Annotated in this window: 17 protein-coding genes; 10 read left to right on the top strand and 7 right to left on the bottom strand. The window is 72.8% G+C overall.

Annotated features, from left to right (window positions below):
- Positions 1–46: 46 nt before the first annotated feature.
- Together ACGFU6_RS07750 and ACGFU6_RS07745 are read right to left on the bottom strand one after the other, a co-directional pair.
- Positions 47–745, bottom strand: coding sequence for an alpha/beta fold hydrolase (locus ACGFU6_RS07750; RefSeq protein ID WP_393608817.1), 699 nt, complete (start codon positions 743–745; stop codon positions 47–49).
- Positions 738–1,334 (bottom strand): PadR family transcriptional regulator, encoded by a 597-nt coding sequence (locus ACGFU6_RS07745; RefSeq protein WP_393608816.1) that lies wholly within the window; start codon positions 1,332–1,334, stop codon positions 738–740. The genes ACGFU6_RS07750 and ACGFU6_RS07745 overlap by 8 nt, the downstream gene beginning before the upstream one ends.
- A gap of 70 nt (positions 1,335–1,404) precedes the next feature.
- Here ACGFU6_RS07745 and ACGFU6_RS07740 point away from each other — a divergent pair, with 70 nt between their 5' ends.
- The 5 genes from ACGFU6_RS07740 (at position 1,405) to ACGFU6_RS07720 (ending at position 6,362) form a co-directional block, all read left to right on the top strand.
- Positions 1,405–1,797 carry a nuclear transport factor 2 family protein gene (locus ACGFU6_RS07740; protein WP_393608814.1) on the top strand — a complete coding sequence of 131 codons (393 nt, stop codon included), beginning with the start codon at positions 1,405–1,407 and terminating at the stop codon, positions 1,795–1,797.
- A gap of 58 nt (positions 1,798–1,855) precedes the next feature.
- Positions 1,856–2,545, top strand: a complete 690-nt coding sequence (locus tag ACGFU6_RS07735; protein ID WP_393608812.1) for a formylglycine-generating enzyme family protein — start codon at positions 1,856–1,858, stop codon at positions 2,543–2,545.
- A 157-nt stretch (positions 2,546–2,702) separates the two neighbouring features.
- Positions 2,703–4,010 carry a phosphoribosyltransferase family protein gene (locus tag ACGFU6_RS07730; RefSeq protein ID WP_393608811.1) on the top strand — a complete coding sequence of 436 codons (1,308 nt, stop codon included), beginning with the start codon at positions 2,703–2,705 and terminating at the stop codon, positions 4,008–4,010.
- Positions 4,011–4,251: 241 nt separating this feature from the next.
- Positions 4,252–5,316 carry a tetratricopeptide repeat protein gene (locus tag ACGFU6_RS07725; protein WP_393608809.1) on the top strand — a complete coding sequence of 355 codons (1,065 nt, stop codon included), beginning with the start codon at positions 4,252–4,254 and terminating at the stop codon, positions 5,314–5,316.
- Positions 5,313–6,362: a polyprenyl synthetase family protein gene (locus tag ACGFU6_RS07720; RefSeq protein WP_393608807.1), complete on the top strand. Its 1,050-nt coding sequence runs from the start codon at positions 5,313–5,315 to the stop codon at positions 6,360–6,362. The genes ACGFU6_RS07725 and ACGFU6_RS07720 overlap by 4 nt, the downstream gene beginning before the upstream one ends.
- Positions 6,363–6,419: 57 nt before the next feature.
- Here ACGFU6_RS07720 and ACGFU6_RS07715 read toward each other — a convergent pair whose 3' ends face one another.
- Positions 6,420–6,851 (bottom strand): DUF2000 family protein, encoded by a 432-nt coding sequence (locus ACGFU6_RS07715; protein WP_393608805.1) that lies wholly within the window; start codon positions 6,849–6,851, stop codon positions 6,420–6,422.
- Positions 6,852–6,959: 108 nt separating this feature from the next.
- Between ACGFU6_RS07715 and ACGFU6_RS07710 the strand changes: the two genes are divergently transcribed.
- Positions 6,960–7,778, top strand: a complete 819-nt coding sequence (locus ACGFU6_RS07710; protein ID WP_393608804.1) for a helix-turn-helix domain-containing protein — start codon at positions 6,960–6,962, stop codon at positions 7,776–7,778.
- A 6-nt stretch (positions 7,779–7,784) separates the two neighbouring features.
- Here the strand turns inward: ACGFU6_RS07710 and ACGFU6_RS07705 are convergent, their stop codons facing one another.
- The gene (locus ACGFU6_RS07705) at positions 7,785–8,294 is read right to left on the bottom strand and encodes a DUF664 domain-containing protein (protein WP_393608802.1); all 510 of its coding nucleotides are present in this window, start codon (positions 8,292–8,294) and stop codon (positions 7,785–7,787) included.
- 70 nt (positions 8,295–8,364) lie between these two features.
- On the bottom strand, positions 8,365–8,682 hold the full coding sequence (locus tag ACGFU6_RS07700; RefSeq protein WP_393608800.1) for a YkvA family protein: 318 nt from the start codon (positions 8,680–8,682) through the stop codon (positions 8,365–8,367).
- A 287-nt stretch (positions 8,683–8,969) separates the two neighbouring features.
- On the opposite strand from ACGFU6_RS07700, the gene ACGFU6_RS07695 reads away from it, so the two are divergent.
- Positions 8,970–11,030, top strand: a complete 2,061-nt coding sequence (locus ACGFU6_RS07695) for a SpoIIE family protein phosphatase (protein ID WP_393609073.1) — start codon at positions 8,970–8,972, stop codon at positions 11,028–11,030.
- A gap of 48 nt (positions 11,031–11,078) precedes the next feature.
- On the opposite strand, the gene ACGFU6_RS07690 is transcribed toward ACGFU6_RS07695, so the two are convergent.
- A complete protein-coding gene (locus tag ACGFU6_RS07690; protein WP_393608798.1) occupies positions 11,079–11,543 on the bottom strand; it encodes a hypothetical protein in 465 nt (154 codons plus the stop codon).
- A 169-nt stretch (positions 11,544–11,712) separates the two neighbouring features.
- On the opposite strand from ACGFU6_RS07690, the gene ACGFU6_RS07685 reads away from it, so the two are divergent.
- A complete protein-coding gene (locus ACGFU6_RS07685) occupies positions 11,713–12,609 on the top strand; it encodes a carbohydrate kinase family protein (RefSeq protein ID WP_393609072.1) in 897 nt (298 codons plus the stop codon).
- Between the two features lie 40 nt (positions 12,610–12,649).
- Here ACGFU6_RS07685 and ACGFU6_RS07680 read toward each other — a convergent pair whose 3' ends face one another.
- A complete protein-coding gene (locus ACGFU6_RS07680; protein ID WP_393608797.1) occupies positions 12,650–13,249 on the bottom strand; it encodes a TetR/AcrR family transcriptional regulator in 600 nt (199 codons plus the stop codon).
- Positions 13,250–13,432: 183 nt separating this feature from the next.
- On the opposite strand from ACGFU6_RS07680, the gene ACGFU6_RS07675 reads away from it, so the two are divergent.
- Entirely contained in the window at positions 13,433–15,724 is a 2,292-nt protein-coding gene (locus tag ACGFU6_RS07675; protein ID WP_393608796.1) for a glycoside hydrolase family 3 N-terminal domain-containing protein, read from the top strand.
- 256 nt (positions 15,725–15,980) lie between these two features.
- Positions 15,981–18,131 carry an MMPL family transporter gene (locus ACGFU6_RS07670; protein ID WP_393608795.1) on the top strand — a complete coding sequence of 717 codons (2,151 nt, stop codon included), beginning with the start codon at positions 15,981–15,983 and terminating at the stop codon, positions 18,129–18,131.
- Positions 18,132–18,143 lie beyond the last annotated feature (12 nt).

The raw sequence follows: 18,143 nt of genomic DNA, 5'->3' as shown, positions 1-18,143 counted from the left end.
GGCCGGCCCCGCCCGGATCCGCAGGGCGGCCGGACCCCGCCCGGACCTACTTGGCGGCCGCCTCGGTGAGGATCCGGACGAGCTCCGCGGGCCGGGAGTACATCGGCCAGTGTCCGGTGTCCATCGTGACCAGCTCCCAGCTGTCCCCGGTGAGCAACGCGGCAACGTCGTCGCTCGGTTCGGGACCGTCGAGCAGGCACTTGACGTAGGTGACCGGGAGGCCGTCGAGCGGGGTGTTCAGCACGGCGGGGTCGCTCAGCGAGGCGCCCGGGTGCGGCGTCGCACCGGCCAGGAGGCGCGCGGTCTGCCCGTCGGTGAGCCCCTGGCCCTCGAACTCGGCCGGGGCCGGCGGCGCCCAGGAGTCCCCGTTGCCCGCGAGCTCGGCCTCCATCGCGGCCGGGCCCTGCCACCAGGCGGAGACGAAGGACTCGCCCTCGGCCGGAACGCCGGCGTCCACGAAGACCACGCGGGAGAGCCGGTCACCGATGCGGCCGGCGGCCTGGCCGACCGGGATGCCCGAGTAGCTGTGGCCGACCAGCACGACATCGCGGAGCCCGAGGCGCTCCACCTCGTCGACGATGTCGGTCACATGGGTCTGCGGGCCGACCGGAAGCTCCCGCTTCTCCCCGACGCCGGTCAGGGTCACCGGGTGTGCGCCGTGCCCCGCCGCACGCAGCCCCGGCACCACCTCGTCCCATGCCGACGCTCCCAGCCAGACACCCGCCACCAGTACGAATTCAGTCATGCGCAGACCCTAACCGTGGGGTCTGACAACGTCGTTGAGCCGCTCTCCGGTCCAGGATGCGCAGCACCTGCTCGCCCCAGCGCAGGTTCTCCGCCTCGAAGGACCGTCCGCGCATCAGGGTCAAGTAGGGGCCGATGCGGTCGGTCTCGGCGACGAAGGTCTCCTCGTCCCGGCCGTCCAGCAGACGTTCCCGGAGCCGGTCGTAGCGGGCGAGTTTGGCACGCGCCCACTCCATGCGTTCCGCGACAGAGGCACGTACCGCTTCGTGGTCGCCGGCGTCCACCGCCTGCGTCATGACCAGGAGCTCGTCCCTGATGGCGATGGGGCGGGGCGGTTCGGCGGTGAACGCCGCGAGCGAGGCGCGGCCCGGCTCCGTGAGCGTGAACACCCGCTTGTTCGGCCTGCGCTGCTGCTCGACGACGCGTGCCTCGATCAGGCCGCTCCCCGCCAGTCGGTCCAGCTCCCGGTACAGCTGCTGCGGCGTGGTGGACCAGAAGTCCGCCACCGAGACGTCGAAGATCTTGGCCAGGTCGTAGCCGGAGGCCTCGCCTTCCAGCAGGGCGGCCAGGACCGCGTACTTGAGAGACATCTGGACACGCTAGCACCGATGTGATTAACCTCTTTCACACCTATTCAACAAATTGACTATGGAGTGGCGCATGCACCCCTTCCGAGAGGCCGTCGAGGCACACGATCTCGACGCCGTCGAGGCGCTGCTGGCCGAGGACGTCGTCTTCACCAGCCCGGTGGCGTTCAAGCCGTACCCCGGCAAGCCCCTCACCGCCGCGATCCTGCGTGCGGTCATCGAGGTGTTCTCGGACTTCCGGTACGTCCGGGAGATGTCGAGCGAGGACGGGCGCGACCACGCGCTCGCCTTCGTCGCGAAGGTGGGCGACCGGGAGATCAGCGGCTGCGACTTCCTGCACATGAACGAGGCGGGCGAGATCGACGACATGATGGTGATGGTCCGGCCGCTGTCCGGGGCGCAGGCACTGGCCGCGGCCATGGGGGCGCGGTTCGACGCGATCTCCCGCGAGGCGTCGGCGGGCTGACCCGGCCGGGGCGTGAACCGGGTTCCGGCCTCAGCGGCGTTGCTAAGCTCGGCGTTCCATGGACACAGTCACCGAGATCCAGCTGATCACCGTCCCGGCGGGCCGGGTCACCCTGTCGGACCGTCGTACGCAACACAGTTGGGCGGTCGACCTGGCCCCCTTCCTGCTCGGCGCGACCGTGGTCACACAGGGCCTGTACGCGCAGGTCACCGGCGAGCGCCCGGCCTCCGCACAGGGCGGCCGGCTCCCCGTGGAGAGCGTTTCCTGGCTGGACGCGGTCCGGTTCTGCAACGCCCTGTCGCTGCGCGCCGGCCTGACCCCCGTCTACCGCCTGCCCACCGGCCCCGACGGTACGCAGAGCGCCGAAGGCGTCGCCCGGGACACCGCCGCCGACGGGTTCCGGCTGCCCACCGAGGCCGAGTGGGAGCACGCCTGCCGGGCCGGCACGACGGGCGCCCGCTACGGAGAGCTCGACGACATCGCCTGGTACCGGGGCAACTCGCGGGAGCGGATGCACGAGGTGGGCGGCAGGGAGCCGAACGCCTGGGGCCTGTACGACACGCTGGGCAACGTCTGGGAATGGTGCTGGGACGTCTACGACGCCGAGGTGTACGGCAGCTACCGGGTACTGCGCGGCGGCGGCTGGTTCGACGAGCACTGGAGCTGCCGGGCATCGGTGCGGCGGCGCAGCCACCCGACGTTCCGGATCGACGACACCGGGTTCCGGGTGGCACGTTCCGTGCTGTGACGTCGCGCGATGCCCCGAAAGCCCGGCGGGCCGCTCCGCCGCTCGTTCCGGGCAAAAGCAGCTCCGTCGCCGGCTTGCGGACCCGCGGCGCACGGTGTCGACTCGAAGCAGATGTGCAGATGGCCGCCTCCCCTCTCCCGGTCTGGGGTGAATCCCCGTGCTGTTCGCCGATCGCGCCGACGCGGGACAACGGCTCGCTAAGGCTCTGCGCCCGCTGGCCGCAAGCGATCCCGTCGTACTGGGCCTGCCGCGCGGCGGAGTCCCGGTGGCCTTCCGCGTCGCCCAGGCGCTCGGCGCGCCGCTCGACGTGATCGTGGTCCGCAAGCTCGGCGTCCCGCGCCACCCGGAACTGGGCTTCGGCGCCATCGGTGAGGGCGGGGTGCGGGTCATCAGCGAGGACATCCTGCGCCGCAGCGGGGCGTCCCCGCAGGACCTCGCCGCCGTGGAGCACGCCGAGGGTGCCGAGCTGCTGCGGCGGGCCCGGACCTTCCGCGGCGACCGGCCGCGCATCCGCTTCGAAGGGCGCTGCGTGATCGTCGTGGACGACGGCATCGCGACCGGCGCGACCGCTCTCGCCGCGTGCGAGGTGGCCCGTGCGCAGGGCGCGGCACGGGTGGTACTGGCCGTGCCGGTGGCGCCGCCGGATGCCGCCGAGCGGGTCCGGGGCCGGGCGGACGAGCTGGTGTGCCTGTCCACGCCGCTGCGGTTCTCCGCGGTGGGTGAGTGGTACCGGGACTTCGGCCAGACCCCGGACGAGGAGGTCGTCGCGCTGCTGGCGCGGGCCGCGGACCGGGCGTCCGCGCCCACGCCCGTCGAGGTGGCCGTGGAGGCGGGCGGTGTGGTGCTGCCGGGTGAGCTGACCTCGGCCGGATCCGCCCGCGCTCTCGTGGTGTTCGCCCACGGCTCCGGCAGCAGCCGGCACAGCCCGCGCAACCACTCGGTGGCGGCGGCCCTGCACCGGGCGGGGCTCGGCACCCTGCTCTTCGACCTGCTCACACCGGCCGAGGCGGCGGACCGCTCAGCCGCCTTCGACATCGCGACCCTGGCGGAACGGCTGATGGGCGCCACCGGCTGGCTGCGGCGTCGCGAGCCCCTTCCCGTCGGCGTCTTCGGGGCCAGCACCGGGGCAGCGGCCGCACTGCGGGCGGCGGCCGCACTAGGAGCCGGGCGCGACACGGGGATCGGGGCGGTCGTCTCGCGCGGCGGCCGGCCCGACCTGGCGGGCGCCGGTCTCGGTGATGTCCGGTCTCCGACACTCCTCGTCGTGGGCGGCAGCGACACCCGGGTACTGGAGCTGAACCGGCAGGCGCGCCAGGAGCTGCGCTGCGAGAGCCGGCTGGACGTCGTCGCCGGCGCGACGCACCTCTTCGAGGAGCCGGGCGCGCTGGACGAGGTGGCCGGGCTCGCCCGGGAGTGGTTCCGCGAGCACCTCACGGGGACCGGGAGCGGTTCGGCGGCCGTCTGACGGACCGGGCCGGCAGGCCCTGCGAGCACCGTCGAGCGAATGTCCGTACGGATTGCGGGGTTCCGAAGCAACCGTGGACGCCGATCAGCCGTCTTGATCCACAACAAGGCGGTACGCCGCACACGACAAGCTTTCCGACCCCCCATGAGCGCACAGGTCAGAGCACCGAGCGGCTATGCACTGAATGTATACATCGCATGCATAGTCGACGGCCGGGCCCGTCCGCGCGCGAAAGGCTCCCATGCACAGCAAAGCACTGGCGCCCGAGTACCAGGGCGCCCTCACCAAGATGTCCGTGAACGCCTCCCTCACCGACGTACTGGCCGAGGGAGAAAGCCACTTGAGGGCGGCCGAGCTCGCCGGCTCCCAGCAGGAGGTGGCCCGCGCCGGACTCGCGGTGGCCGAGGCGCACCGCAGGCTGGGCCACGTACAGGACGCCGACCGCGCCTGGAAGGCCAGCTACCGCGCGGCCCGGTCCGCCGAGGACACCGGGGCGATGGCCTGGGCGCTGTGGAGCGGCGGCACGCTCGCCCGCCAGCGGGGCGCGCTGCGCCTCGCCTTCCGCCTGCTGGGCCTGGCCGCCGACCTGGGCAAGAAGGGCGGCGACGTGGTCGCCCGCGGCTACTCGCTCGCGGGCCTCGCGGAGACCGGGCGCATCCAGGGCGACTACCGGACCGTCGCCGCCCTGCACGAGCAGCTGCTCGCCGAGGCACGCGCCCGGGGCGAGGCACGGCACACCGTCTGGGCCCTGGAGGGCATCGCGCAGATCCACCGCAACACCGGCTCGTTCGACACCGCCCTGGAGATGTTCGAGGAGGCGGCGCAGCTGGCCGGGAACGCGGACGACCGGCGCGGCCGGGCCTGGGCGCTCCGCGGTATGGCGGACATCATCTCCGTACGGGACAACGACCCGGAGCGCGCGCTCGCCCTGCTGGCCGAGGCCGAACTGACCTGCCGTGAGATGAACTTGTCCAGCGCCCTCGCCTACAACCACAAGATGCGCGCCAACGTGCTCTACCGCGCCGGACGGTACGCGCAGGCCCGCGAGGTGTACGAGGAGGCGCTGGGCGAGTTCCGGGCGATGACCGAGCCCCGGGGCGAGGCGCTGGCCCGTCTCGGTCTGGTGAAGTCGCTCGCCCGGCTGGGCCGGGACCGCGCGCAGACCGCTGCGGAGCTGGACGGGCTGCGCGTCACGCTCGACCGGATAGGACTGCTCAACGCGCGCGACATGGTCGACAAGGCCTACGCGGAACTCGGCGTGTCACCGGCCGGTGACACGGTGGCCGGGGAAGCCGGCCGCCGATGACACCCCCGGTGACCCAGCAGGCCACTGCGCCGGAGGTACTCGCCCGCTGCCGCGCCCTCGTCCGGCCCGGTCTGGAGCTTGCCGTGCGGCAGCTGCACCCGTGGCACGCCGAGATCACCGCGTTCTCGCTCGGCTGGGACGGGCCCGGCGGCCGGGCCGTCCCCGGCGGGCAGGGCAAGGGGGTCCGGCAGGCCCTCGCGGTGCTCGGCGCCGAGGCCGTCGGCGCGAAGGCGCAGAGCGCGGTCCGGGGCGCCGTCGCGGCCGAGCTGATCCACACCTTCTCCCTGCTCCACGACGACATCATGGACGGCGACGAGACCCGCAGGCAGCGCGCCACCGCCTGGAAGGCCTACGGGACCGGGCCCGCCGTCCTGGCGGGTGACGCGCTCTTCGCGCTGGCGGTGCAGACCCTGGCGGACGCCCCCGGCCCGCACTGCGTCCCGGCGGTCCGGCTGCTGTCCTGGACCCTGAACGACCTGGTCCGCGGCCAGGCCGACGACCTGCTCTTCGAGTCCCGGCCCTGGACCGGGCCCGATGCGGTGCGGCCGCACGAGTACCGGCTGATGGCCGAGCACAAGACGGGTTCGCTGCTCGGCTGCGCCGCCGGTCTGGGCGCCGTGCTCGGAGGGGCCGGACGGACGGCGGCCGACGCGCTCACCTCGGCGGGACGCCATCTGGGAGTCGCCTTCCAGGTCATGGACGACGTGCTCGGCATCTGGGGCGACCCGGAGGCGACGGGCAAGCCGGTGCACGGCGATCTGCGCCGGCAGAAGAAGACCTACCCCGTTCTCACCGCCCTCGCGGCGGGCGACCGGGCGGCGCTGGAGCTGGGTGCCCTGCTGCGTACCGGCGAGCCGCTCGACGGCGGGGCGGCCGGGCGGGCCGCCGCTCTGGTCGAGGAGGCCGGCGGGCGCTCGGCCGCCGTGGCCGAGGCCCACCGTCATCTGGACAGCGCCCGCGCCTGCCTGGAGAGCGTCGCGCTGGAGACGGAGGCGGTCGGTGAACTGCTCGCGCTGCTGCCCTACTTCGTCGAGCGCACCGTGTGAAGGCCGCCGCCCGTACTGCCGCCGGCCCGCCGCGCGTCCGGCCGGCGGCGGACACGTTCAGGAGTGCATGGACGCGCCCTTGAGGATCTTGTCCACGGCGTTGCGGGGACCGTGCACGGCCAGCCCGACCAGGTCCATCGCCGCCCTCGGCACCGCCCGCACGGCGGCCCGGTTGTCCCGGTCGTTGCCCGTCGTGAAGAGGTCGGAGGTGAACACCGACAGGGTCACGCCCCGGCCGACCGCACGGGTGTGGGCCGTCGTGAGCATCTCCTTCCCCCCTTCGAGGACCAGGACCGGCTGCCGGAACATCGGCAGGTAGGGAGTGCCGTCGGCGTCGGCGTACGGTTCGCCGACGAGTTCGGGCACCGCCGTGCCGAGGCCGCTGACCAGGAACGCCGTGACGTTCAGCCGCTGCCAGGTCTGCAGGTCGTCCCTGAGCAGGACGGCGATCTTGGTGTCGAAGCGGACGGGGGCTGTTTGGTCTGTCATGGCACCGAGCCTGCCCGGCACGCCCCCGGCCCGTCTTGTACGAACTTTGCATGCCGGCGCCGGCCCGCCCGGAGCCGACGGGCCGGCGGCCGGGCGTACGATCGGGTCATGGCAGCTCGTCCGGACATCACCGCGTGGTGTCCGCCGGTGGAGGGGATCGAAGAGGTCTTCCACGCCCACTTCATCGATCACTCCTACCCCATGCACACGCACGACGCGTGGACCCTGCTCATCGTGGACGAGGGCATGGTCCGCTACGACCTGGACCACCACGAGCACGGGGTGCTCACCCATGTGGTGACGCTGCTGCCGCCGCACGTTCCGCACAACGGCGGCGCCGCGACCGCCGAGGGCTTCCGCAAACGCGTGCTGTACCTCAACACCGCGCAGGTCGACGAGCGGCTGATCGGCATGGCGGTCGACCGCCCCGTGCTGCACGATCCCGCGCTGCGGAACCGGATCGCCCGGCTCCACACGACGCTCTCGGCGCCGGGCGACGAACTGGAGGCGGCGAGCCGGCTCGCCCTGGTCGCCGAGCGGCTCGACCGGCATCTGCGCGACCGGCTGGAACCCGTCCGGTACGTGCACGACCGCAGGATCGCCCACCGCCTGCGCGACCTGCTGGACGAACGGTTCGTGGCGGGCATCACGCTCCAGGAGGCTGCGCTGCGCCTGCACGCCCATCACACGCATCTGGTACGTGCGTTCAGCCGGGAGTTCGGGATGGCGCCGCACCAGTACGTGACGGGGCGCCGGGTCGACCTCGCACGCCGGCTGCTCCTCCAGGGGCTGCCGGGGCCCGACGTGGCGACGTCCGCCGGTTTCTACGACCAGTCCCATCTGGCCCGCCACTTCAAGCGGGTCGTGGGCACCAGCCCGGGGCACTACGCCCGTACCCGCGGACCGCTCGCCCCGCCGGCCGGCTGAGGCCGGCTACCGGCGCTCCAGCGAGCCCCGGACGAAGGCGGCCTGCCCGGCATGCTGGAGATCGTCCGACAGCACGCTGATCAGCCGTACGCCCAGGGTGACCGGCGGCGACCAGGCCTCGTCCACGACGCGGTCCAGCGCGTGGCCGTCCAGGCCCTGGAGGAAGCTGATGGTCTGCAGGTGCACCGCGTCGTGGTAGCCGATCAGCAGCTCCGCCGAGTCGACCCGCACGGCCGCCACCTGCTTGCCGCTCTGCCCGTAACCGGTGGCCGCCTCGGCGAACGGCAGATCGAAGCGGGCGGCCCAGTCCTGAGCCGTCCAGATCTGCTGGACGCCGGCCGCGTCCGCGATGTGGTCGTCCTGGACCCGGGTCAGGTGCCAGACCAGCCACGCGATCGAGTTCGCGCCCTCGTCGAGGCGCGCGTGGAGATCGTCGGGCCCGAGGCCCTCGACGGCCGAGTGCACCGTCTCCCGGATGCGGGTGAATCCATCCACCAGGATGTCTGCGACGTTCATGTCCTCACCATGGCTGCTCGCCTGCCCCGTCCCCGCCATCGACACACCCCGGCGGGGCCGGGTACGCGCCCTACGGCACGAGGTGCCGGGCCTCGGTGGCCCGCCCGTCGCGGCCGCCCGCCCCGGCGGCCCGCGCGGCGGCGTGCAGGGAGCGCAGCGCCAGCATGAGGAAGCCGATGTCGTCGAGGTACACGGGGTCGGGCAGCAGGTCGACGGGCGACACGGTGTAGATCACCGCAGCCCAGACCAGCGCCTTGTTGCGCAGCGGGATTCCGGCGTCGACCAGCAGTTTCCTGGCGCGGAACACCCGCACCAGGAGGACGCCGGCGACACCCATGGTGAGCAGCGCGAGGGCCGCACCGATGATGAGCCAGGCCGTGGTGTCCATGCCTCATCGTGTACCCGGCAGCCGGCGAATCATCACGCGGAGGGTCCGCCGGTGGTGTGACGGTGCGCTCCTCGCGACAGGTCCCGCTCCTGACGGTCGTGCTCGGCTGTTCGGGTCAGTACGCTGCGGGTGACCGCTGCGGCACCGCCGAAAGCCCCCTCGGCGGGACCGCGGACCCGCCGGAGCTGCGGTGGCGGCGGGTCCGGGGCGACCATGGGAGACAGCGAACCTTGCGTCCGGGCACGGCGACGGCTTGGGAAGGGTGGTCCGTGGACGGCACTGGCGACATGCGGACCGGCTTGGGCGACGCCCGCCGGGCGGCTGCGGTGCGCCGCTCCCCCGAGGGCGGTCTGGTGGACGTCCTCGGGACGGCCGCGATGGTGCTGGACACCGAGGGCCGTATCGCACTGTGGAGCCCGCAGGCCGAGCGGCTGCTGGGGTACACGCCGCAGGAGGCGCTCGGCCGGTTCGCCGCCCGCCTCCTGGTCGACGACGAACACTTCGAGCTGGTGCTGAGGCTGTTCTCCGAGGTGATGGGCAGCGGTGAGACCTGGGCGGGGACCTTCCCCGTACGGTGCAAGGACGGCACGTCCCGGCTGCTGGAGTTCCGCAACATGCGCCTGCAGGACGACCGCGGCGACTTCTACGCGCTGGGCCTGGCCACGGACGGGGCGACGCTGCGGCAGGTGGAGCGCGATCTGGCGCTGTCCGTGCGCCTGGTCGACCAGTCCCCGATCGGCCTGGCCGTCCTGGGCGGCGATCTGCGGTATCTGGCGGCCAACCCCGCGCTGGAGCGGATGAACGGTCTGAGCGCGGCCGAGCACCTGGGCCGCCGGGCCGGCGACGCGCTGCCCTTCCTGGACGCCGAAGCGGTCGAGGCGGCGATGCGTGAGGTCCTCAAGAGCGGTGTGCCGCAGGTGGGCCATCAGGTGGAGGGCCGTACGGCGGCCGATCCGGAGACCGACCGCGCCTGGTCGATGTCGCTGTACCGGCTGGAGGACTCCGGCGGTCAGGTGCTGGGGCTCGCCGTCTCGCTGATCGACATGACCGACCACCACCGCGCGGAGGCCGAGGCGGAGCGCGCCAGGCACCGGCTGGCGCTGGTCGCGGACGCCTCGGTGCGCATCGGGACCACTCTGGACCTGGAGCAGACCGCGCGGGAGCTGGCCGAGGTCACGGTTCCGGAGCTGGCAGACGTCGCGGCGGTCGACGTCCTGGACAGTGTGCTGAAGGGGCGTCCCAGCCGGACCGAGGGCCCGGCCCTGATCCAGGCGCTGGCCGTCGTCGCGGCCCGGCCGACGCCGGTCGTGGAGGCGGCGGATCCACCGGGTCACGCGGCCCACTACGGAGCGGACCGGCTGATCACGCGCTGCGTGCGTACGGCCGAGCCGGTCCGGGTGCCGTACCTGGACGCGGAGTCGCTGGCGCAGGTCGCCCGCGACAGCCGTTCGGCGGGGCTGCTGGCCGAGGCCGGTGCGCACTCCTACCTGGCGGTGCCGCTGATCGCCCGGGGCGAGGTGCTGGGCGCCATCGACCTCATCCGGACGGACAATCCGCTGCCGTTCAGCGAGGAGGACGAGGTGCTGGCCTGCGAGCTGGCGGCCCGCGCGGCGGTCTGCATCGACAACGCCCGGCTGTTCCGGCAGCAGCGGGAGACCGCGCTCACCCTCCAGCGCAGCATGCTGCCGCACAACCACCACGCCCCGGTCGGGCTGGAGGTGGCGTCCCGCTACCGGCCTGCCGCCTCGCGGTACGAGGTCGGCGGGGACTGGTTCGACGTCATCCCGCTGCGGGAGGGCGGAACCGCCCTGGTGGTCGGTGATGTCATGGGCAGCGGCATCAACGCGGCAACCACGATGGGGCGGCTGCGGACCGCCACCCAGACCCTGTCCAGGATCGGCCTGCGGCCCGCCGAGGTGCTCGCGCACCTCGACGAGATCACCGCCGACCTCGACCCCTGGTTCGCCACCTGCGTCTACGGCGTGTACGACCCGGCCCGCAACATCTGCCGGGTGAGTACGGCCGGGCATCTTCCGCCGGTGCTGATCCCGGCCGGGGGTCCGCCCCGGCTGCTCGATCTGCCTGCCGGGGCGCCGCTCGGGGTGGGCGGTGTGCCGTTCAGCGACGTCACGTTCGACCTCGGGCCGGGTGACCGTCTCGTCCTGTACACGGACGGCCTGGTGGAAACCCGTGACCAGGACATAGACACCCGCCTCGACGCCCTTCGGGAGTTGCTCCGCGAGCCTGATCCGTCGCTGGAGGAGTCCTGCGACCGGCTGCTGCGCAAGCTGCGGGACCCCAGTCACCACGACGATGTGGCGTTGCTGATGGCCCGGGTGCGCGACTGACGCCGGGAGGCGGCACCGGACGCGTGCCACCTACCGCTGCCGGGTGGTTCAGCGGCCGCACCTGCGGTGCCGGCGGCAACGGCGGCCCGGAGTACCGCACCGGCGCGCTCCCGCGCCGAGGAAACCGAGACCGATGCCGAACATCCAGGCGTCCTTGGCCAGCGGGACGCCTGCCTGGCTGGGGCGCAGGCTGCCCGGCTCACGCATTCCGGGGACCCGCAGATACAGGCCGAGCAGCCCGCCGGAGAACCCGGTCAGCGCCAGTCCGGCGAGCCGGGTCGGCACGACGGGGAGCAGCAGGGCGCTGCCGACAGTGATCTCGGACCAGGCGAGCAGTCGGGTGAACCGCCCGGCCTCGATCCGGTCGAGGAAGGGGTAGGCGGTGCAGGCCATGCCGTGCAGGGTCTGCGCGGTCTCCTCGTCGGCCTTGAGCTTGCCCAGGCCGGAGTTCAGGATGAACGCGCCAGTGGCGAGGCGCGGAGGAATGTCTCGCGGTTCGAGCGCCGACAGCATCGAAAAGCCTCCACAGATCAGGTCCAAGGCCCCTGGTCGATCATAGGCAGCGGGCTGCCGGACCGCTCGCAGAGAACGGCCCCGGCGCCCCCGGCAGGTCCGCGATACTGAGCCGCGGCGGGACGAGAGAGGCGGCACAGTGATACGACAACAGCCCCGGTACGACGTTGTGGTGGTGGGCGGCAGCGGGGTGGACACGATCGTCCGCGTTGACTCCCTGCCGGTCCCGCTCGCCGACTCCGTCATGGTCGGTCCGATCGAGGAGTGGGCCGGGCAGACCGGGGGCAATGTGGCGCTCGGCGCGCGGGCCCTCGGTCTGGACGTGGCCCTGCTCGACTGCATCGGTGACGATCCGGTCGGCGCCCTGGTGCGCGAGCGGCTGGCCGAGGGAGACGTGGAGTTCCATCCGCGGATCTCCGCGGCGGGCACCAGGCGCGCGGTGAACCTGGTGGACGCGAAGGGCCGGCGGATGTCGTTCTACGACGCCCGGGACCCGGAGGACCTGCGGATGCCGAGGGACTTCTACCTGCCCCGGCTGCGGCGGGCCCGCCATGTCCACCTGTCCATCATGAACTTCACCCGGTTCCTGTACGACGACATCGAGGCCCTCGGGGTCCCCGTCTCCACGGATCTGCACGACTGGGACGGACTCGCCGGGCACCAGCGGGAGTTCGCCCTCCGCTCCGATCTGGTCTTCTTCAGCGCGGCGACGACGGGCAGCCGGGCCCCCGCGCTGATGCGGCGGATCCTGCGCGAGGGCCGCGCCGGGACCGTGGTGGCGACGGCGGGCGCCGAGGGCTCCTATCTGCTCACCCGCGACGGCGGGCCGGACCCGTACCACGTACCGGCCACCGTGCCGTGCGCACCGGTGGTGGACACCAACGGGGCCGGCGACGCGTTCGTCACCGGCTTCCTGTTCGGGAGGCTCGACGGCCGGGACGACCGCGAATGCGCCCGGCTGGGCGCGGTGGCGGGGGCCCACGCCTGCACGGCACCCGGCTCGAGCGCCCTCATCGGCCGCGACGCCCTGCTCGCGGCCGACCGCAGCGGTTCGCGGGAAGCCTGACCCCGCCCGTGCCGCCTCCGGGCGGCACGGGCTCCCCGGTTCACAGCGCCACGGTCAACTGCGCCTGCACATGGGCGCGCAGGACGCCCGCCATGTCCGTCACACAGCCGCTGATGAGCCACTGCACCTGGAGTCCGTCCATCATCGCGATCAGCTGCTGTGCCGCCTCGTCGGGCTCGATCCCGGGACGCAGCGCGCCCTCGTCCTGCGCCTCCCGGTAGGAGACGGCCGTGGAGAGCACCGAGGTGCGGTAGCGCTCCACGAAGTAGGCGTGCGCCGGGTGGTCGGCGGAGGTCGCCTCGGCCGCGAGTACGGAGAACAGCTCGACGATGCCCCGGCGTTCGGCGTTCAGCGTGGCGAGGTCGGCGAGCCGGCGCAGCCGGCCCACGCCTTTCGGGCTGCCGACGGCCAGCCATTCGGCGTCCACCTCGTCGCGGTGTTCCAGTACCGCGAGCAGCAGCGACTGTTTGGTCGGGAAGTGGTGCAGCAGTCCGGGGTGCGAGATCCCGCAGCGGGTGGCGATCACCCGCAACGACGCGCCCCGGTAACCGACCTCACCGAAAATGGCCATGGCCTGGTCAAGGATCTCCACGCGTTTGGCCCGGCCCTTGGCGTAGCCACGACGTGTGTCGGCGGTCATGTGCCACTCTCCCCGGCCGTCTCTGACGGCGTCAATGAGTACAGTTGCATACCCACATACTTACCACCCGGTCGGGATTCGGCGTACGGTGGGACCGGGTGGCCGAGTTGGGCCGACCGGCCCCTTCCGCCACCCGGGCATCCGCCCGACGAGAACGTCACCGACGTTGTGAAAGGAACTCCTGTGGGCTCCTCACTGCCCTATCTCGACCCCGCGCTGTCCGTCTCCGAGCGCGTCGCCGATCTGGCCGGGCGGATGACGCTGCCCGAGAAGGTCGGCCAGATGCTCCAGTTGAACGCGAAGGAAGGCGTCCGCCACCTCATCGAGGACATGCACGCGGGCTCGATCCTGCACGCCTCTCCCGACCGCGTCCTGGAAGCCGCCGCCCTCACCGAGCGGACCCGGCTGCGCATCCCGCTGCTCGTCGCCGAGGACTGCATCCACGGTCACTCGTTCTGGGAAGGTGCCACGATCTTCCCCACCCAGCTCGGCATGGCCGCGAGCTGGGACCCCGAACTCGTCGAGCGCATCGCGCGGGCGACGGCTGTCGAGGTCGCCGCGACCGGCGTGCACTGGACGTTCTCGCCGGTCCTGTGCATCACCCGGGACCTGCGCTGGGGCCGGGTGAGCGAGACGTTCGGCGAGGACCCCTTCCTCATCGGTGAGCTCGCCTCCGCGATGGTGCGCGGGTACCAGGGGGACGGTCTCGACGACCCGACGGCGATCCTGGCGTGCGCCAAGCACTTCGCCGGCTACTCCGAGACCCAGGGCGGCCGGGACGCGAGCGAGGCCGACATCTCGCGGCGCAAGCTCCGTTCGTGGTTCCTGCCGCCGTTCGAGCGGGTCGCCAAGGAGGGCTGCCGGACGTTCATGCTCGGGTACCAGTCGATGGACGGGGTCCCGATCACGGTCAACAACTGGCTGCTGAACGAGGTGCTGCGCGGTGAGTGGGGCTACACCGGAACGCTGGTGACCGACTGGGACAACGTCGGCCGCATGGTGTGGGAGCAGCGGGTCTACGCCGACCACGCGCAGGCGGCCGCCGCCGCGGTCCGCGCGGGCAACGACATGGTGATGACGACGCCGGACTTCTTCGAGGGTGCGCAGGAGGCGGTCGCGGGCGGCACGCTCGACGAGGCGGAGATCGACGCGGCGGTCCGCCGGATCCTCACGCTCAAGTTCGAGCTGGGCCTGTTCGAGAACCCGCGCCACCCGGACCGCGCGCAGCAGACCGCGGTCATCGGGAGCGCCGGACACGCGGACGTGAACCTCGAAGCGGCCCGCCGCACGCTGGTGCTCCTCACCAACGACGGCACCCTGCCGCTGGCCGGTGGTCTCACGGCCGGGGCGGACGGACGCGCGCTCGCACCGGCCGGCGCCGGGCCGCGCACGGTAGCGGTCATCGGGCCCAACGCCGATGACCCGCAGACCCAGCTCGGCGACTGGGCGGGGTCCTCCGGTCAGGCGGACTGGCTGCCGGACGGTCATCCGCGCGAGATGATCCGCACCGTCCTGGACGGATTCCGGGAGCACGTGCCGGACGGCTGGACCGTCACCCACGCGCGCGGGGCCGACATCCTCACGGTGGGACCGGACCCGCTGGGCGCGTTCTTCCCCGACGGGCAGCCCCGGCCGGAGGTCGTCGTCCCCTCGGAGCCCTCCGAGGCGCTGATCAGCGAGGCCGTCGCCGCGGCGGAGGCCGCCGACTACGTCGTCGCGGTCGTCGGTGACCGCATCGAGCTGATCGGTGAGGGGCGCTCGACCGCGACCCTGGAGCTGATCGGCGGTCAGGTCGCGCTGCTCGACGCGCTGGCCGCGACGGGCAAACCGCTCGTGGTGGTCGTCATCAGCTCCAAGCCGCTCGTGCTGCCGCCCTCCGCGCACAGCGCTGCGGCGATCGTGCACGCCTTCAACCCGGGCATGCTCGGCGGCCGGGCCGTGGCGGAGCTGGCGCTCGGCCTCATCGAGCCGTCCGGCCGGCTGCCCGTCTCCTTCGCCCGGCACTCGGGTCAGCAGCCGACGTACTACAACCAGGTGCGCGGCCAGCACGGCTCCCGCTACGCCGACCTGACGCAGAGTCCGGCGTTCGTGTTCGGCGAGGGCCTGAGCTACACGAGTGTCGAGTACAGCGGTCTGACGGTGCTGACCGAAGCCCTCGGCGCGGACGACACCCTGCGGGCCCGGGTCCTCGTCAGCAACACCGGCGACCGGCCGGTGCGGGAGACCGTGCAGGCGTACGTGAGCGACACCGTCACCTCGGTGACGTGGGCCGAGAAGGAGCTCAAGGCCTACCGTCAGATCACCCTCGAACCCGGCGAGTCGCGCGAGGTGGCCATCGAACTGCCGGTCGCGGAGTGCAGTCTGGTGGACGCCGCGGGCAACCGCGTCGTCGAGCCCGGCGCGTTCGAGCTGCTCGTCGGCCCGTCCTCGCGCGACGAGGCACTGCTGCGCGCGGGGTTCACCGTCAAGAGCTGACGGCCACGCCGCCGGGCGCCCGGTGCACTGCCGGGCGCCCGAGGTCCCGCACCCGCCGCGCCGCCGGATAGCCCAACCGGGGCCCGGCAGCCGCCCGGCGGCGGGTCGCGGTGCCGGCGCGCGAGCCGCCGCCTACTCTCACCGGCACGGAACCTGGGAGCGGGTGGCGTTGCGGAACCGGTGCTGTGCGGCCCGCGCCGGCAGCCGTCGGCTCCCCCGATCACGACGTCACTCCTGACGAAGTACGGGGAGTGCCATGCCGGATCTGCAGCGGCGTCGACGGCCGGGGGTGGCGGCGCTGGTCTGCGGCCGGCGCACCAAATGGCTGGTGGTGGCGTTGTGGCTGATCGTCTTCGTCGTCGCCGCGCCCCTCGCACAGAAGCTCACCGACGCGCAGGACAACGACGCCGCTTCCTGGCTGCCCAGCAGCGCGGAGTCCACCCAGGTCCTGGAGAGTTCGAAGGACTTCAGGCCGGAGATCATCACCGCGATCGTCGTGTACGCCCGGGAGGGCGGTCTCACCGTCGCGGACCGTTCCCGGATCGCCCAGGACGCGCGGGAGCTGCGCACCACGCACGCGCACGGGGTGCGGGGCCCGCAGACCCAGGGGCCCCGGTTCGACAGGAAGGCCTCCCCCTCGGCCGCGCAGATCTTCGTGCCCATCACGATGGGCGACGACGGCTGGGAGCGGCTCGGACCGGCCGTCGACTCCATCAGGGACGTCGTGGGCGGCAGCGGCGGCGGGCTCGCCGTCCATGTCACCGGCCCCGGGGGGATCTCGGCCGACTCGGCGGAGGCGTTCTCGGGCATCGACTCGACGCTGCTGATCGCGGCGCTGGGTGTGGTCATCGTGATGCTGCTGATCACCTACCGCAGCCCGACCCTCCTGCTGCTGCCGGTGATCGCGGTCGTGGCAGCCCTCTTCAGCGCACAGGCCCTGATCTATCTGCTCGCCGCACACGCGGGCCTGACGGTGAACGGCCAGAGCGCCGGCATCCTCACGGTGCTGGTGTTCGGTGCGGGCACGGACTACGCGCTGCTGCTGGTGGCGCGCTACCGGGAGGAGCTGCGCCGGCACGAGGACCGGCACGAGGCGATGGCGCGGGCGCTGCACCGGGCCGGGCCCGCCGTGCTGGCGAGCAGCGGCACCGTGGTGCTCGGGATGCTGGTGCTGCTGGTCGCGGAGATGAACTCGACGCGGGGGCTCGGGCCGGTGGCCGCGATCGGTGTGGCGGTCGCCCTGATCGCCATGCTCACGCTGCTGCCGGCGCTGCTGGTGATCTTCGGCCGGTGGGTGTTCTGGCCGGTCGTACCGCACTTCGGCTCGGCCGAGCCGACCGAGCACGGCATCTGGGCACGGACGGGACAGCGCCTGGCGCGCCGTCCCCGGACCGTCTGGGCGGCCACCGCGCTGGTGCTCGCCGCCCTGTCGCTGGGGCTGACGCAGTTGAACGCCTCCGGCCTCAGCAATGCCGACTCCTTCACCGGGAAACCGGATTCGATCACCGGCCAGGAGGTGCAGGACCGATACTTCCCGGCGGGCAGCGGGGATCCCCTGGTCGTCATCGCCTCGGCCGGCCAAGAGGCCCCGGTACGCGGTGCGGTGGCGGCTACGCCCGGTGTGGTGCGCGGTTCCGTCGGCGTACCGCCGGGTGCCCGGCCGGAGGCGGACGGCCGGGTCATCCTGGAAGCGACCATGACGGATCCGTCGGACAGCGACGGGGCCAAGGACACCGTGGAGCGGGTCCGCGACTCGGTGCACGCGGTACCGGGGGCCGGCGCGCAGGTGGGCGGCACTACCGCGGCGCTGATCGACATGGACGCCGCGACCCGGCACGACAACATGCTGATCATCCCGCTGGTGCTCCTGGTGGTGCTGATCATCCTCGCGCTGCTGCTGCGTGCCGCGGTCGCGCCGTTGCTGCTGATCGCGACGGTGGTGCTGTCCTTCGCCGCGGCGCTCGGCATCAGCGCGCTGGCCTTCCGCTTCGTCTTCGACTACGCGGGCGAGCCGACGGACTTCCCGCTGTTCGTCTTCGTGTTCCTGGTGGCGCTCGGCATCGACTACAACATCTTCCTGTCGACTCGGATCCGCGAGGAGGCGGTTCTCCAGGGAACCCGGGCGGGCGTGGTGGCGGGCCTCGCCGCGACGGGTGCGGTGATCACATCGGCGGGACTGGTCCTCGCGGGCACCTTCGCGGCACTGGGCACGCTGCCGGTCGTGGTCTTCGCCGAGATCGGCTTCGCGGTGGCGCTGGGCGTGCTGCTGGACACGTTCGTCGTGCGGTCGGTGCTGGTCACCTCGCTCTTCCTGGACCTCGGTCCGCGCGTGTGGTGGCCCAACCGGCTGGCCCGCGAGGACGGTTCGGCGGGGCCCGAGCCGGAGTCGGCGGCGCACGAGGCTTAGCGGCGCGGCGAG

It is taken from the genome of Streptomyces sp. NPDC048462 (assembly GCF_043200175.1).
Lineage (GTDB): Bacteria > Actinomycetota > Actinomycetes > Streptomycetales > Streptomycetaceae > Streptomyces.
This window is presented reverse-complemented; position numbering and strand designations above follow the sequence as displayed.